Genomic DNA, 16,836 nt, shown 5'->3' on the forward strand with positions numbered 1-16,836 from the left:
CAATATCGAACGAAAACTTGATTTAGTTGGTTTACAGCGGTCCCTAGCTACTAGATACTCGTCAGTCCTATTTGAACTATAAATGCTGGCTCTGAGTCAGCATTTTGTCTAAGTGCGATGAAACTAAATAATAGCCCTGTAACTCAACATCAATACAACGAGCACACCTTTTTCTTAAAGCGTGACGATCAGCTTCACTCCCACTTTTGCGGCAACAAAGCCAGAAAGTTCATGAAGCTACTGGAAGACGATAGCCCAAACACCACCACTCTAATAAGCTATGGTTCCGCTCAGGCTAACTCCTTGTTCTCACTCGCCGCACTTGCGAAAATCAAAGGCTGGACGCTTGAGTTTTACGTCGACCACCTGCCTCAATGGCTACAAGAACGCCCACTCGGCAACTACCGTGGCGCTATCGATCTCGGGGCTAAGGTTATTTCAGTCAAAGAAACAGGCTCTGAGCTTCATCCACAAGAGTATATTGAGCAAGTAAGACAACCTGACTCACAATGCATTGTGTTACCAGAAGGTGGACGCTCTCAGCTTTCTGAATACGGCGTGAAGCAACTGGCGATTGAAATACTCAGCTGGACGCGTTTCGAAAACAAACACGATTTCGTGGTAGCACTTCCAGCAGGCACAGGCAGCACAGCTCTGTATCTGCATAAGCATTTAAAAATGCACAACATCCCAGTGTTAACTTGCGCTTGTGTTGGCGGCAGTGATTACCTAACACAGCAGTTCAATGAACTCGGCGAAACCGATCACCCGCAGATATTACCACTTAAAGCCAAACACCACTTTGGTAAGCTTTACCAGCAGGACTATCAAACTTGGTTGGCTCTGCAAGAACAGACGGATATTGAATTCGACCTGCTCTACGACCCATTGATGTGGCAATGCCTAGAGCAATGGCAAGAAGAGAACCCAACAAAAACCGTCATCTATATCCACCAAGGCGGCATCTTAGGTAATGAGTCGATGTTGCCGCGCTATCAACGTAAGTACCCAGAACTTCGAAGTAGTCACACCGCTGATAACGCTACTTGGTAGTAATCCGTTCTTTTCTACTCTAATACCCCCCGCGTTTCTGCGGACCTGAGAATTTCTCAGCACATCATGAACAGCCATCGCACTCCCTTTCGATGGCTGTTTATCAGTAATCGCCACCTGCTATCCCTGCCATACATTTCAAGTTAGAGACATAAATCTGGCGAGAATCATCGCGTTATCTATACTTTCGATTGGAACGTCAATTGTCATCGAAAGGAATTACGCATGCGAAAACTCACTACGCTCGGCCTGTTTTCAGTTTTACTGCCCTTCTCTGCGATTTCAGGAGAAAACGTCACTTATCAAGTCGATGGGATGGATTACGAAGGTTATTGGAGTGAAGCCAGTGACCAAGCGCCTTTGGTACTGCTAATACACGATTGGGATGGCTTAACCGATTACGAAAAGAAACGTTCTGAGATGCTCAACGAACTCGGTTACAACGTGTTCGCCATCGATCTATTTGGTAAAGGCATTCGCCCGACCGAAGTGAAAGATAAAAAGCAACACACAGGCGAGCTGTATAAAGACAGAGAAAAAATGCGTGCGCTACTTAGCGCGGGAGCAATGGAAGCGAAAAGGCTTGGTGGTAACTTAGATAACAACGTGATGATGGGTTACTGTTTTGGTGGCGCAGCCGTTTTAGAAGCCGCTCGTGCGGGTATCCCATCGAAAGCTTATGTTACCTTCCATGGCGGTTTATCGACACCAAAAGGGCAAGACTACTCTGAGACAAAAGCTCCTGTTGTCGTGTTCCATGGCACAGCTGACGCCATGATCTCAATGGAAGATTTTGGCAGCCTCGCCGCTCAACTTGAAACAACCAAGGTTCCGCATGAAATGATCACCTACAGTGGTGCGCCACATGCCTTTACTGTATTCGGCTCAAACAACTATCAACAAGAAGCTGACCAAAAATCGTGGGATAGATTTACCCATGTGCTAGAAACCACCACCAGATAATCTTCTCCCTCAGAACCCATAACCCCATTCTAAGGCTTAAGAATGGGGTTGTTTAATTATCACTGCATCATCTCACTACAAATAGCGGTGGATACTTAAGTCATCAGTTTTAATATCACTAGCTGAGCCACTGACCACGCTTGCCAAGATCTTTCCTGAGCCACATGCCATTGTCCAACCTAATGTCCCATGTCCAGTATTTGTAAATAGGTTCTTGATAGGCGTCTTTCCTATGATAGGCGTGCCATCTGGCGTCATTGGTCTTAACCCAGTCCAGTATTCGGCTTTAGAAAAGTCCCCCGCTTGTGGGAAAAGATCTTTAATCACCATATCAATCGTGGCTTTGCGTTTTTCAGGGATAAGGTAATTAAACCCCGCAAGTTCTGCCGTCCCTGCAATGCGAATACGATCATCAAATCGCGTCATCGCTACCTTGTAAGTTTCATCCATCACAGTCGAGGTTGGTGACTTATCTACATTCACGATCGGCAGTGTTAGCGAATAGCCTTTCACTGGATAAACCGGGATCGACAAATCGACTTGCTTCAACAGTTCTCGAGAATAGCTTCCTGAAGCGACCACGTAAGCATCCGCTTTGAACTCGCCTTGAGTCGTTGTAATACTCTCAATGGTTTGATTCTGATGATTGAGCCTAACCACTTCGGTATTAAACACGAACTGAACGCCGAGTTGCTTGGCTTTTTCGGTCAAGGTTAAACAGAACTGATGACAATCACCGGTTTCATCGTGTGGTAAATACAGGCCGCCCACCAGCTTGTCTTTAACGTCTGCTAAACCAGACTCCACTGACAGACACTGTTCAACATCAAACAGCGAGTGTTCGATTCCACTCTCTGTTAATAGCTTCATATCCTGCTGAATAGCGTCCAATTGTTTTTCGCTTCTGAATACTTGCAAGGTGCCTTTTTGCCGGCCCTCATAAGCCAGTTGTTCACTGGTTCTTAGATGAGTGAGACACTCTCGGCTGTAGTTAGCGACTCGCAACATCCGCGATTTATTCTGTGCGTACTTGGCTTCATTACAGTTGGCGAGCATCTTAGTCGCCCAAGACATTAACTCTGGAGAAAGAGAAGGCTTCACTTTAAGTGGCGCATGTTCTTGGGTAAGCCATTTCATCGCTTTCAATGGAATACCAGGCGCTGCCCATGGTGAAGAATAACCGTAAGAAATTTGCCCGGCATTCGCAAAACTGGTTTCTTTGCCACTGCTATCTTGACGATCGATAACCGTCACCGAGTGGCCCTCTTTCGCCAGATACCAAGCACTGGTCAAGCCAATCACACCGCTGCCAATTACAATTACTTCCATTCTCTTCCCCTAATGCCCGACAAAGCCAAAACCAGCCGAACACAACTGTCAGTGTAAAACTCGTTTCGTTAATGGTTTGTAACTTATTCCGCACGTGTTGACTTAACAATAGAGAGAGCGTTGACAAAAACTCAATTCGACTTAAAAACGAATTCGGCAGTTTGAAAGTGTGATATTGGCGGTATTTGAAAGCTTAGGTAGGAGTCGCTAAGTAAATCAACTAAGCCTAGATATTGTAAGCGTCATGGCTTAAGAAAGTGGCGTTCTCGAGTAAGAAATCCAACAAGGTTTCGGCTTGTAGCGTAAGTGCACGGCCTTTCAAAGATTGAACCTTAACCGTCGCCTTCGATAGCATCTCCAACTCGGTCGCAACCACTTCAATCTGCCCTGACTTTATTTCATCGATCACAGTGAGCTTAGGCATAAAGGTGACGCCCAACCCTGCTGAAACGAAGTTAGTCAGTGCCGTGACTGAGTTAGTTTGAAGTTTTGGCTGCAAGGTAAGATGGGAAATTTGTTCAGCCTGCTTTACTAGCCTCCCCATACCGGTCGAGTTATCGATCAAGGCGAGAGAAGCGTCTTGAATATCTTGCATTACCACTGGTGCTTCTTTCATCGTAAGGAAGTGCCCCTTCGGAGCAATCAATTCGAGCGGATGGCTGCGTTCAACGTGGGAGTGCAGTTTAGGGTGCGGTGCAGACGCATAGGTTATCGCAAAGTCTATCTGTTGATCTTCCAACATCTTGACTGCATCCAATGCCCCAGCGATCTCAATAGAAAGATTGATATCAGGATAACGAGTCATGAAGGTTTGCATCGGTTTTGACACCAAGTTGGTAATAAATCCTTCACCGATAGCAATGCTGACATTGCCTCCTTTGAGGTTTTTAAGCTTAGTTAGTCGAGCAAGTACAGCGGCCTCTCCACGAACAATGGAACGGTAGTAATTCAGCAGTTCATTACCCGCTTCGGTTAACAGTGATTGGCGGTTGTTGCGCTCCCATACTTTCATTTCCGCTTGCGCTTCTAACTGTGTCAACATCCGACTCATCGCGGCAGGGTCAACGTTCATCATCTTAGATGCCTTACGTAACGACCCATATTTTGACAACGCATTTAAATACTCAAGAGCACGGATATTAAAGTGGTGCATTCAACTTCCTTGTAATTCAACTGACACTTAATCAAGCGTCTCACAAATTTGCTGCGAACATATATCCCAATTTATCAAGATCGTAATTGCTCTTACTAACTTGTGCACCGAGTCACTTCAAGACATCACATCAAAGGCTGATATACGTGTTTTAGCTTGCTGTCGATAAAACAAAGGCGACGACTTTCGTCATCGCCTTTGTGGTCATTATCCCGATGTAAACCTCAAGCAGTCAATAACCGGTCACTTCACTACAGACCAACAAAGAAACTGATCACCAATGCGTTGATCAAATCAACAAAGAAACCACACACTAATGGCACCACAATGAACGCTTGTGGGCTTGCGCCATAGCGGTGAGTTACTGCGGTCATGTTAACAATTGCTGTTGCGGTCGAGCCTAGAGTGATACCACCAAAGCCTGAACATATCACCACAGAATCGTAGTTTCTTCCCATCAAGTAATAAACGACAAACACAGTAAACAGCAGCGAAAGCAAGATCTGGATACTCATGACAACAGAGATATAGCCAAACAGTCCATCGAGATCCCAGATACGCAACCCCATCAATGCCATGGTCAAGAACATGCCTAAACAAATATCAGAGATCATCGCTAAGCCTTTGCGGCCTTGAGCGATTTTCTCTTGTGTACGACGTTTCTTAAACAGTGCGCGACCAACGTTTCCGATTAGGATACCTGCGATCAAACAGCTAACGAATAACGGCAGTTTTAGGCCCATCGAGTCGATAACTTCACTCAAGCTGTAACCCAGCATTAGTGTTAAGTTAAGAATCAACCACGCCCACAGAACGCCGTAGTGGCTAAGCTCTGTTTTTGTTTCACTCTCTTGGAATGCACCAACCGTAACCTCTTCTTCATTAGAAGGGCTTACTTTGTGTTTATTGAGCAGGTAGTTCGCAATCGGACCACCAATCACACACGCTGCAATTAAACCAACCGTGTTTGAAGCGACACCAAGTTCGAGCGCGTTAGCAATACCAAACTCTTCCACAAACATTGGCGCCCAAGCTAACGTTGTGCCTACGCCGCCTATCAAGCTAACAGACCCAGATAGCAAGCCTGCTTTCGCATCCATTCCAAAGCCAGAAGCGACTGCCATTCCGACTACGTTTTGCAACACGATAAAAATGGCAGCAAGACACAGTAGGATGAACAACGGTCGCCCGCCTTTAATCAGTGTTTTAATATCCGCTTGGAGCCCGATGCCAGCAAAAAAGTAGAGAAGCAAAAAGTCTCTGACATCTAGGCTAAAAGTGATTTGGATTTCAAAAATATAGTAAAGCGCCGCTACGGTCGCTGCGCAGACAAAGCCACCAATCACAGGCTCTGGCAGTGAATACTTTCTTAATACTTCAGATCGCTCAATCAAACCTTTACCGATAAACAGTAATGAAATCGCGATCGTAAAAGAGAGCATTGGAGAAACTAGGGTTTCTGTCATGAGGTTATGGATTCCTAATAGTTAGATTATTCATAATATTGCGTACTATTAATAATCTAGGTTCACGCCAAAAAATCAAGCGATTATCTATGATAAAAACACCTAATATGGTTAATTCTGCGACGGTATTAATAGAGATTATAACTATAAAGCAATGATTAAAGGAACGGATATTAGGGAGGTATACAGATGAGGTGGGATATAGAGGCTCTAAAACGAGAAAACCCCAGCATTTCTGCTAGGGTTTTGAATAGTGGTGGAAGGATGGGGATTTGAACCCCAGATACGCTATAAACGTATACTCGCTTTCCAGGCGAGCGCCTTAAGCCACTCAGCCATCCTTCCACAAATTGTGTGTTGAGCATGTCACTCAACGAGGCGCTACTTTATTGATTCTGCTTGCTTTGGTCAAGGGGCATTCTCAAAAAAAGTGCCTTTTTCGGTTTGTTCGATTACAAATTAACTCATTAGATCAAAAACAAACCAAATTTCATTCTTTCGCTGCACTTATGCTTGTTGCTTTTCTTAAGCTTGTTGATAGTAGCCAGGAACTCGAAACCATTTACGACACATATCGAGGAAGTAGCCGTAAAGTACGCCCATACCGCACGAGATAACTGCATTACTGGTGACAGCCGTAACGATCTGGTCGCCTGAAGCACCCACTGCCAACAAAATACCCGCATACACTGGAGACTGGAATAACACGTATGCCATCAAATCAGACAAGTTTTTCATCAATGAGCTTTCTGAAAGTTTTGCAACATTGCGTAAGAACCAATCACGAAAAACGCCATAAGGCCAAGCGATAGCAATGTTTACAGGAATAGATAACGTTCGAGAAGCAAGAGATTGCTCAAACGTCATACCAGAAATAAACACTTCTACGATCATGCCAGAAATAAAACAGAAAACGACCATAGCAAATGTATCCGCAGCTGCGTTTCGAATACAAAATGGACCACGAGACTTCATTGACGACAAACCTAAAATATATCACTGCTTAATTAGTGATTTAGTAACATATAAACAAGGCACATTTGCACCTCACCAGATAATGTCGCTATTAAATCACAAGATTAGTAGTCATACACTCCAAATTAAAAATCAAGTTGTAAATTAACAACCAAAAACCACTTTAAAAGCAGTCACTTTCACCAAAAAATCCAACCAAGGTCAAATGTTGGACAGTTCGTCATTTACTTACCGTAATTAAACAACATTTAAGCCATAGGTAGATTTACAGTAATGATATTAATGACATCTTGTGTAGGTGGTGATCCTAAAGCAACCTGCTCTAACGCTTTATCGACTTGTTCAGTAAGTTCCGCGTTGTTCATAGCTTCAACGTGGACACGTAGGCTCTCTAGTGCAAATTGAATCAGTTCTAGGTTGTTGTCTTCTAGCGCCACATACAACGTCACTAACAGCTCTTCAGTGTTATCTTTGTTGCGAAGATCAGGTTTAGGCAGTGACTCGCTTTTACTTTTCGAATCGTGTGGTTTTACGTCTTGGCTTTCGAGCTCATCCGCTTTTACTTCATGGTATTGATAAAGCTTATTTGAATAGCGGAACAAGGCATCATCCAGTTCACGCTCGTCAATCGGCTTAGCAATAATATAATCCACACCTGCCCCCAACATACGCTCACGAGTCTCTTTAAAGACATCAGCCGTACAACCAAACACCAATACCGATGACACATCGCCTATCAAAGCACGAATAGCAGTGGTTGATTCAACGCCATCCATCACAGGCATATGGTTATCCATGAGCACCAAATCAAAGCGCTCAGCAACCACGGCTTGTATCGCAAGTTCACCGTTTTCGACGCTCTTACAGGTAAAGCCTTTACTGCTCATGAAGGCTTCAATGATCACCGTGTTAGTTCGGTTGTCCTCGACGATCAGTACCTTTAAGCCAGAGTAGTCCAACTTCTTATGTGGCAAACTCTCGATTTCTCCTGGCTGACATGGCTGAATCTTCAAGCGAACATCAAAACTCGTGCCTATCCCTTCTTCACTGGTGACGGTAATACTGCCATCCATCAACTGGGCAATTTTCTTCACAATCGCGAGGCCAAGGCCAGTACCGCCAAAACGCCTTGTGGTCGAAGACTCCGCTTGTTCAAACGGTTTAAAAATACGCTTCTGAGCTTCTTTAGAAATACCAATTCCGGTATCACGAACTCGAATGCTCAGATAGGTGTCACTCCCCTCTACAACTTCTTTCAGGTACACCTCAACAAAGCCTCTGGAGGTGAACTTCACCGCGTTGTTCAATAGATTAAACAAAATTTGGCGAAGGCGAGCTTTATCTGAGAAGTACCAACGACCCGAAGTCACCTCAGAGTACACTTTGAATTGAAGCCCTTTCTCGGAAGACAATGTGTAGTAAACACTGTTAATACTGCCGATGATCGAATCAAGCGGGAAACGCGTTTCATCAAGATCCAACCTGCCCTGCTCGATCTTCGAGAAGTCTAAGATCTCGTTGAGTAGAGTCATCATATGATCGCCGGACTCATACAAGCTCTTAAGATGCTTCTCTTGTTCAGAATTTAGAGGCGTTTTTAATAGGATTTGAGCGGTACCCAATACCCCATTCATCGGAGTGCGAATTTCATGTGACAAGGTCGCAAGGAAAGCGGTTTTTGCATTGGTGGATGCCTGAGCTTTAACCTTTTCCGCTTCGAGATAAATGGTCTTTTCGTTGAAGGTTTTAATCAAATGGCCGATTTCGTCATCACTCGAGTAATCCACATCAATGATTTCGCCGGCTTTCGAACTATCAACCTGTGCTGCAATCCTTGTGATTGGACTAATCAAATAACGGTTCAATAAGTAATACCCCGCCATGACACAAAGTAGCAATAGCGGAACAATACCGCCTTCAATGCTCATCACCTGACGAAACACTTCGTCTTCTACTCGTGATTTGGAGTTCACCACATCCACTTGCCAGCCGAAATCACCAAATTGATTGCTACTGATGTAAATGCCTTCAACGAGATTAAAGTTATGCGAAACCAACACTTGGTTAAGCTTATCTCTGAGCGTAATGCCAAGGTTGTATTCTTCGGCGTGGTTCTTGATAAAACCAAGCAGCTCTTCGAGCGAGAGATCCACCGTGGCAACACCGGCAAAAGTACCGTCGTAATAATAAGGGGAAGACGCCGTAATCATTCGAACGTGTGTGTATGGATCGATATACACATCGCTCCAAGAGATCGTGCCTTGTTTTTGGTTGACGACAGAGGTGTACCAATACTCTTCTTGATAAGGGGCATTTTGGGGGTTGTTGTAAGAATATATCTGGTCGATTATTCCATCGTCGGCTTTATTAAAAAAGTAACTGTTGAGAAGCTTTTTAGAATCAAGCGCATAAGGTTCGGGCCAAATACCGGCACTGACAATCGTATCGTCGCTCGCCGCCAACATGGACTTAAAGAGCGGAATAACATCATCACCGTTACGATGCGCTTGAGCAAACCCAACGAGACTGTCTACGAAGCCTCGAGAACTACTGAGTGGCTCTGTAATCAATGCGGATAACAGTTGCGTACGCAAGTCGAGGTTTTGTTGTAATTTGGCGCGCACAGGGGATTCTACGACGTAATACGTCACACTACCGACAATGGCAATAAACATCGCAAGGTATAATCCAAGCGCTACCATGCTTTTTTTCTTTAAAGACGACCGTATCTGCATAATTCTTTTATTGTTTTCTTTTCTGTTAAACCTAGTGTTTATCATCCATGACATCAAGTCTTTTTAGATTGAAGCTTGATTGGCACAAGTTCATTGGTACTATAAGCGCAAATATGTTCCCTTTTACGGTACCTCACTTTGACTTTACAAGATATTCTTGCGCTTCCAGAGTTGGAAGGAAAGCTAATCACAGAACACAAAACAATGGGCTTTGTCACTGCAATGGCAGCGGCACCGAATGTGTTAACCCCGCATGAGTGGCTACCGTTCTTATGGGGTGGCGAAGAAGTCGCACCTTTTACGGATGGTGAACAGCTAGAAAGCTACATTGAAGTTATCATCGAGCTTTGGAATAAAACCCGCCCAGAACTGATTGAAGGGACTTGGGTTTGGCCTGAAGCTTGTCAATTAGACGACGAAGAAGTGGTGAACACTGCCGCTCGTGATTTTTGTGAAGGCTTGCTTCAAGGCTGGCAGATTGCTCGCGACGATTGGGAAACACTAATGCCTGAAGAGAGCGAAGATAACGCACTCGTTGGCGGTGTCCTGCTGTCACTGAGCATGCTTTACGATCCAGAAACGTCAATTGCTACGCTTGCAGAGCAAGGCATCGAAGGCCTAGAGCAGTTCGAAGAGATCTTTAACGCTGTTCCTGTGATGCTTTGCGGACTAACGCAGCGTGGCATTGCACTGGCTGAAGCTCAATAACAGTTAGCTTTATACAAGCCAAAAGGCCTCATTATGAGGCCTTTTTTAGTTTTCAGACGAAATAAAATAGTCGCTTTAGAAGCCTTTCCAATCGAAGTCATCAATTCGCTCATCAGCAATATAAAACAGCTTAGTGCCACTGCTGACCACTTGATCTAACTCTGGGTTGAGTTCAATACCGCTCCCCGTATCAATGGCGATCAGAGTTGCTTGATACTTCTCTTTAAACACTGAGAAAATAGGCGCGACGGTGACAGACTCAGCGTCTTCAGGGAAATACGTTGAATACTGTGTCATGCCTCTTGTTGAGCTCAATAATTCTTGGTGAAGCGCACTGGAACCTGGGTCTACCGCAGCCTTTGCTAGCATCTCAGCACCCACCGCTGGAATACATTCTGAGTTAGGGCAATGCTTGTGTAACAAATCGCTCAGCGCTTCATCTTTAAAGTAAACAAGAAGGTGCGCTTTAGGGTTTCGGTTGGCACAGTAAAGCGCCGCAGATAACGTAATGTCGTCTTCTGGGTTATCAATCAGGATGCAACTTGCAGACTCAATGCCCGTTTTCTCCATCTCTTTGCCATCGGTGTAGCTGTTTACTTTGACGAAATTGATTTCACCGGGTAACGGGTTCTCGATATCTGAACGCGTACATAGCACGATTGGTCGTTTACCCGTTTCTTCGTGTTGTAGCATGCGGATGAGATGAATGGTTCTTTGCTCATTCCACCCCAACATCAAAATGTGGTTGTCCACTCTAACTCTCCTTTTTCCTAGCAAGCCCGCTCGCCAATATTCAACACCTTCTGTCGCCACTTTACCGAGCAACGCGGCAAAAAGGCTCAACCCGCCTGGAATCACAAATAGAATAACGATCCACTGCCCCGCTACCGTGGTCGGTGATAAATCACCATAACCAACCGTAGAAGCCGTCACCACCAAGTAGTAAGCGAATACGGTAACCGAACTGGTTAAATCTGTTTCACCCGCCAAATACAGCATCGACCACGATAAAGCGATGTAGCCAAGAAAAGTGAACAGTAAGTTTTTGCCATTCAAAACAAAGATGTTTGCTTTGATCCAGCGTTTGAGTTGTAACCAGATTATCATTCGAGCCTCTAATCTTTTCCTCTTACTTACATGCTAGAAAAAATACGCGATATCAACAAGATGTATCATCAGAAAAAGATACATGACCACAAGATTGATATTGGCGGCCTATACGCAGATACAAAAAAACCAGCACTATTGGCTGGTTTTTTTATTGGTTAGATAAAAGAACGACTTACGCGTTACCTTTTACCTGCACATTTAACTGCTCTGCAAAATCTAGCATGCGGTTCAATGGAATAAGAGACTTCACGCGTAATTCGTCAGAAACGAAGATTTCGTGTTGCTCACCACCATTCTCAAGCGCGTTTTCAATCGCTTCAAGGCCGTTCATTGCCATCCAAGGACAGTGTGCGCAGCTACGACACGTTGCACCAGCACCCGCTGTCGGCGCTTCAATCAGCTCTTTTTCAGGAACCAATTGCTGCATCTTGAAGAAGATGCCTTTGTCTGTCGCAACAATCATCTGTGGATGAGGCAGCTCTTTTGCTTTCTTGATCAGTTGGCTTGTTGAGCCTACAGCATCAGCCAGTTCAACCACGCTTGCTGGTGATTCTGGGTGAACCAAGATAGCCGCTTCTGGGTATACCGATTTCATTTTCTTCAAAGCATCAGCTGAGAACTCATCATGAACGATACACTCACCTTGCCAAAGCAACATGTCAGCGCCAGTTTGATTTGCGATGTAAGAACCTAGGTGACGGTCTGGCCCCCAAATAATGGGTTTGCCTTCAGCGTCTAGGCTTTCAACGATTTCTAAAGCGATGCTCGACGTAACTACCCAGTCTGCACGAGCTTTAACAGCTGCAGAGGTGTTCGCGTATACAACCACAGTGTGGTCAGGGTGAGCATCACAAAATTCTGTAAATTTGTCAGCTGGGCAGCCAAGATCAAGCGAACATTCAGCTTCAAGTGTTGGCATTAAAATGCGTTTTTCAGGAGTAAGAATCTTTGCAGACTCACCCATGAAACGAACACCAGCGATGATCAAAGTGCTTGCTGTGTGACGGTTACCGAACTTAGCCATCTCTAATGAATCGCCAACGAAACCACCAGTTTCTTCTGCCAGAGCCTGAATTTCAGGATCGGTGTAGTAGTGTGCAATTAGAACTGCATCTTTTTCTTGAAGTAGTTTTTTGATGTTTGCGATGTGGGCCTGTTTCTGAGCGTCGCTCAATGGAACTGGCTTAGGCGGAAACGGGTAAACTGTATCGATTTTATCTAGTATATGACTCATTGCTCTTGCTCTACGCAACTTCTTCCGAGAATCCGAGTATTCTACACAGGACAGCGATTGGGATCAAAAAGGATTGGTTGCAAGCGGTGACTAGCTAATGCTTAAAACGCATAAACAAGGCGATGTGTTGTCATCACTAGCAAGAGAAGTAAACACTAAACGGAAGTGAACAGGTATAAAAAAGAGGCGCCTAAGCACCCCTATTTTGGTTATAAGTGGGTTTTGGCCACTTTAGCCGAAGCACTGTTTGGGTGCTCGGTTACGACTTGTTGGTAATATTTCTTAGCTTGCGTCGCGTTGTTGTTGCGCGCTGCTATGTCACCAAGCTTAACCAGTGCATCTGCTCGCTTGTTTGAGTCTTTGTACGACACAACAGCAGCGAAGCTCTTCACGGCTTCTTTATCTTGCTTCTTAGCGAAATAAAGCTGACCTAACCAGTAATGTGAGTTAGGTGTGAAGGTAGAATCTGGGAAGTCTTTTTGAAACTTTTGGAATGCAGCGATAGCACCCGTGTAGTCTCGTTGCTTTAGAATCATATCTACAGCATTTTGATAAGCAGTTTGCTCATCCACATCAGTACTGAACGTACCTGAAGCGTCTTTAGAGCCTTCGCTCGCCGCTACCGTTGCTGTTCCTGCTGCTTTCACCTCGCCTCTTACGCGATCCAGTTCAATGAACAGTTCACGCTGACGCTCTAGCATTTGCTTCATATCGTAGCTGTTTCGTTCCAGATCACCACGAAGTTCACTGATCTCCAGTGCCATGTCGTCGATTTGCTGTTGCATTTGAAGCTGAACGAGATTGCGATTTTGAAGCAGGCGCTCTAAACGCTCAATATCTGATTCGTTAGATGCTGATCGAGAGGAAGATGATGAATTGGTTGCGGTGCTATTGAGATCGGATACTGGAGCTGGTGCAGCGAACGCGGTGTTCGCTGCACTTGCCAGTAACGAAAGCAAAATGACTCGCTTTGTGTTACTGAACATGAGGCAATTCCTCAATTATATAGTCTACTAAAATTAGTAAACTAGTACTGCGCGACGGTTTTTAGCGTACACATCTTCAGATTGACCTAGAAGAAGTGGCTTCTCTTCACCGTAGCTTACGATAGAGATTTGGTCAGCTTGAACACCTAGAGCTTGTAGGTATTTCGCTACAGCTTGTGCACGACGCTCGCCAAGTGCGATGTTGTACTCAGGAGTACCGCGCTCATCAGCGTGACCTTCGATAGTAACGTTCATGTCAACGTTCTTAACTAGGTATGCTGCGTGAGCTGCTAGCATTTCTTCGTAATCGCCAGCGATAGTAGAGTTATCGAATGCGAAGTAGATTGTTTGAGTTTCACGTAGCGCTTGCTCTTTAAGCTCTTGCTCAGACAGTTGACCGTTAGCGTCAATTGGCGTTACAACAGTTGTGTCTACATTGCCTTCTGAACCTGAAGTTGTTTGGTTGCTTTCAGTACCAGATGTTGCAGATGTTGCTTCATCAGTTGAGCTACATGCCGTTACTGCCATCACTGGTAGTGCAATCATCAAGCCTTTAAGAACTTTGTTAAGTTGCATCTTTTTTTCCTTACGTTATCAAACTTAGTTTCTACAGCGACTAAGAGTGCTATAGATAGTTAAATGCCACAATAGTTAACACTATCAATAGCTAAAAGAATATGTAATTTTCCCTAGAGGAACGGTGACCATGCAGGCGCTCTTACGCGTCCGTTAGTTGCCGGTAATCTAGCTTTAAAACGTCCATCGATAGAAACCATCGATAGTACATTTGTTTTGTTGTAAATAGAGCTATAGATAACCATACCTCCATTCGGTGCAATACTTGGAGACTCATCTAACAATGTTTTTGTTAGTACCTGAACCGCACCGGTTTCCAAATCTTGCTTAGCCAAGTTAAAACCTGAGTTGCTGCGATTCACCATGATCATGAATCGACCATCAGGAGTGATCTGGCCACCTAAGTTTTGGCTACCTTGCCAAGTAATACGAGAAGTCGAATTATTGGACAAATTTACATTATAAATCTGTGGTTTACCACCACGATCCGATGTAAAAATAAGAGACTTGCCATCTGGGTGCCAGAATGGTTCAGTATTATTCGAACGGCCGCGGGTAATTTGAGTCAGCTTACGGCTAGCAAGGTCAAGTGTGTACACCTGAAGGCTGCCCGTTTTCGACAATACCAATGCCAATGTTTTACCATCTGGCGAGAATCTTGGCGCACCATTGTGACGAGGGTATGACGTCACTTTCTCACGTTCACCCGTGTAAATATTCATGATGAATATTTCAGCTTGGCCATTCTGGAAGCTCACATAAGCTAGCTTTTTGCCGTCTGGTGACCATGCTGGAGACATGAGAGGCTGCTTAGAACGAAGTACTAAACGCTCGTTAAAGCCATCGTAGTCAGCAACACGAAGTTGATACGGGTACTTGTCTTTATCGTTCACTACCACGTAAGAGATACGAGTTAAGAACGCGCCTTTCTCACCAGTTAGCTCTTCATACACTAGGTCTGAGATACGGTGTGCGTACTCTCTCAAGCGATTACCAGGAACCGTAGCCTTCTTATTGAATAGAACGTGATCTTTAGAAAGCACTAATTGGCCTTCATCACTCAGCGCACGACTTTGTCCTTTGGTCAGTTGACCACGAACAATGTCGATCAATTGGTAATTCACCACATACTGCCCTTCGGCATTTTTAGTGATACTACCGGTAAGCAATGAGTCAACACCTAGGTTAGTCCAAGCATCAAAGTTAACCTCAGTTTCGCTGTAAGGCGTTTGAGGCATTTTGCTTGTCGCAACTGGGCTGAATTTACCACTGCGCTGTAAGTCAGAAGCGATAACCGCTGATACATCGTGTGGCAATGGCTCTGAGCCTTCCCAACGGAAAGGTACAATAGCGATAGGTCTTGCAGAGTTAATACCGTCTGTAATAACCAGCTCCAGCGCTGCATGTGCAAACTGGCTGCTTGTAGCTATTAAGAAAACAAAACTCAGTAATAGTTTCTTTAACACAAGTTCGTCCTTTTACTCTGGTGATACAGTTAAGTTAATGTCTTTCAGTGAGTTCACAATGTCTGGGTCTTTAGGCAACGGGTAAGATTGTACTTGTGCCACCGCACGCTTGGTTGCTGCACATAAACGGCTATCGCCATCTAAGATACTCAAACTACCCAATATCGCGTTAGAGCCCGTTGGAATCAGCTTAAGGTTCACTCGACATGAGCGTCCTCGATAGCTGTCTTCTAACAACAGGTTCTGTTGAATCAGTTGGGTATAGATAGCCCCGTAACGTTGCGCTTCATCAGTGATAAATTGTTGTCTTGCTGAAGAGTTTTGAGTCGCTTCCGTTTCAAGCCCAGCAAAGATATCGTTCAATGCGGCTTCTTGTTGTTTACGCTCTTTTTCTGCTTTTGCTGCAGCTTCTTTTGCCTTACGGGCTTTCTCTGCTGCGGCTGCCGCTTCTTTCTCTTTCGCTATGCGTTGCTTTTCCGCGAGTTCAGCGGCTTCTTTCTCTTTACGAGCTTTGTCTGCTGCCTCTTTCGCTGCTTTTTCTTTTGCCACGCGTTCTTGTTCAGCTTTTGCGATTGCCGCTTCTTTGGCTTTACGCTCGTTCTCGGCTTTCACTAACGCAGCTTCTTTTAGCTTACGGTCAGCTTCGGCTTTAGCGGCTTTCTTTTGCTCTTGCTGTAAACGCGCTTCTTCAGCTTTGCGTTGTTTCTCTTTCTCAACTCGACGCTTTTCAGCTTCACGAGTTGCTTTAGCTTCTTTCGCTTGCTGTTCTTTTAGCTTGCGAATATTTTCTTCTTCAGCTTTACGATTCTTTTCAAGTCGTTCGCTTTCACGTCTTAGTTTGTCAAGACGCTCTTGCTCTTTCTTGCTTGCCGCTTCTCTTTGTTGACGAATCTGTTGAGCTTGCTGGCGAACCAACTGAGGATCAATCACCACTGCTTGAACCATCTGCCCTGTAGGCTTTGGCTCTGACATCGTGAAATCCGCCCCCCAAATGAGCGCAACGAATAAAATGACGTGCAGCCCAAGAGAAATAAGAAGCGGTGATCTGAAATTATTGGATTTTTTATTATTCGCTTTCATGA

At 44.7% G+C, this 16,836-nt stretch carries 14 protein-coding genes and 1 tRNA gene; 3 read left to right on the forward strand and 12 right to left on the reverse strand.

Annotated features, from left to right (window positions below):
• Positions 1 to 117 precede the first annotated feature (117 nt).
• Both BCU07_RS07760 and BCU07_RS07765 read left to right on the forward strand, forming a co-directional pair.
• Complete coding sequence (locus BCU07_RS07760; protein WP_102427840.1) at positions 118 to 1,053, forward strand: pyridoxal-phosphate dependent enzyme; 936 nt, start codon at positions 118 to 120, stop codon at positions 1,051 to 1,053.
• A gap of 225 nt (positions 1,054 to 1,278) precedes the next feature.
• Positions 1,279 to 2,016, forward strand: a complete 738-nt coding sequence (locus BCU07_RS07765) for a dienelactone hydrolase family protein (protein ID WP_050643811.1) — start codon at positions 1,279 to 1,281, stop codon at positions 2,014 to 2,016.
• A 75-nt stretch (positions 2,017 to 2,091) separates the two neighbouring features.
• On the opposite strand, the gene BCU07_RS07770 is transcribed toward BCU07_RS07765, so the two are convergent.
• The 6 genes from BCU07_RS07770 to BCU07_RS07795 form a co-directional block, all read right to left on the reverse strand.
• Complete coding sequence (locus BCU07_RS07770) at positions 2,092 to 3,345, reverse strand: D-amino acid dehydrogenase (protein WP_102427841.1); 1,254 nt, start codon at positions 3,343 to 3,345, stop codon at positions 2,092 to 2,094.
• A 226-nt stretch (positions 3,346 to 3,571) separates the two neighbouring features.
• The gene (locus tag BCU07_RS07775; RefSeq protein ID WP_017062039.1) at positions 3,572 to 4,498 is read right to left on the reverse strand and encodes a LysR family transcriptional regulator; all 927 of its coding nucleotides are present in this window, start codon (positions 4,496 to 4,498) and stop codon (positions 3,572 to 3,574) included.
• A 251-nt stretch (positions 4,499 to 4,749) separates the two neighbouring features.
• A complete protein-coding gene (gene gltS, locus BCU07_RS07780; protein WP_017062061.1) occupies positions 4,750 to 5,964 on the reverse strand; it encodes a sodium/glutamate symporter in 1,215 nt (404 codons plus the stop codon).
• A gap of 254 nt (positions 5,965 to 6,218) precedes the next feature.
• Positions 6,219 to 6,309: transfer RNA gene (locus tag BCU07_RS07785), tRNA-Ser, on the reverse strand.
• 180 nt (positions 6,310 to 6,489) lie between these two features.
• Positions 6,490 to 6,939 (reverse strand): L-alanine exporter AlaE, encoded by a 450-nt coding sequence (locus tag BCU07_RS07790; protein ID WP_102427842.1) that lies wholly within the window; start codon positions 6,937 to 6,939, stop codon positions 6,490 to 6,492.
• A gap of 248 nt (positions 6,940 to 7,187) precedes the next feature.
• Positions 7,188 to 9,641, reverse strand: a complete 2,454-nt coding sequence (locus tag BCU07_RS07795; protein ID WP_017062063.1) for a hybrid sensor histidine kinase/response regulator — start codon at positions 9,639 to 9,641, stop codon at positions 7,188 to 7,190.
• Between the two features lie 171 nt (positions 9,642 to 9,812).
• Between BCU07_RS07795 and BCU07_RS07800 the strand changes: the two genes are divergently transcribed.
• A complete protein-coding gene (locus tag BCU07_RS07800) occupies positions 9,813 to 10,382 on the forward strand; it encodes a UPF0149 family protein (protein WP_017062064.1) in 570 nt (189 codons plus the stop codon).
• Between the two features lie 75 nt (positions 10,383 to 10,457).
• Here the strand turns inward: BCU07_RS07800 and BCU07_RS07805 are convergent, their stop codons facing one another.
• From BCU07_RS07805 to tolA, 6 genes are all read right to left on the reverse strand, one after another.
• Positions 10,458 to 11,489 (reverse strand): potassium channel protein, encoded by a 1,032-nt coding sequence (locus BCU07_RS07805; protein WP_017063519.1) that lies wholly within the window; start codon positions 11,487 to 11,489, stop codon positions 10,458 to 10,460.
• A gap of 175 nt (positions 11,490 to 11,664) precedes the next feature.
• On the reverse strand, positions 11,665 to 12,726 hold the full coding sequence (nadA, locus tag BCU07_RS07810) for a quinolinate synthase NadA (RefSeq protein WP_102427843.1): 1,062 nt from the start codon (positions 12,724 to 12,726) through the stop codon (positions 11,665 to 11,667).
• 209 nt (positions 12,727 to 12,935) lie between these two features.
• Positions 12,936 to 13,712 (reverse strand): tol-pal system protein YbgF, encoded by a 777-nt coding sequence (ybgF, locus tag BCU07_RS07815; protein WP_102427844.1) that lies wholly within the window; start codon positions 13,710 to 13,712, stop codon positions 12,936 to 12,938.
• 33 nt (positions 13,713 to 13,745) lie between these two features.
• A complete protein-coding gene (pal, locus tag BCU07_RS07820; protein WP_017062069.1) occupies positions 13,746 to 14,288 on the reverse strand; it encodes a peptidoglycan-associated lipoprotein Pal in 543 nt (180 codons plus the stop codon).
• A 113-nt stretch (positions 14,289 to 14,401) separates the two neighbouring features.
• Positions 14,402 to 15,754: a Tol-Pal system beta propeller repeat protein TolB gene (gene tolB, locus BCU07_RS07825; protein WP_017062070.1), complete on the reverse strand. Its 1,353-nt coding sequence runs from the start codon at positions 15,752 to 15,754 to the stop codon at positions 14,402 to 14,404.
• Between the two features lie 12 nt (positions 15,755 to 15,766).
• Entirely contained in the window at positions 15,767 to 16,834 is a 1,068-nt protein-coding gene (gene tolA, locus BCU07_RS07830) for a cell envelope integrity protein TolA (RefSeq protein ID WP_017062071.1), read from the reverse strand.
• Positions 16,835 to 16,836: the final 2 nt, after the last annotated feature.

Source organism: Vibrio sp. 10N.261.54.E10 (genome assembly GCF_002877735.2).
Classification (GTDB): Bacteria; Pseudomonadota; Gammaproteobacteria; order Enterobacterales; family Vibrionaceae; genus Vibrio; species Vibrio crassostreae_C.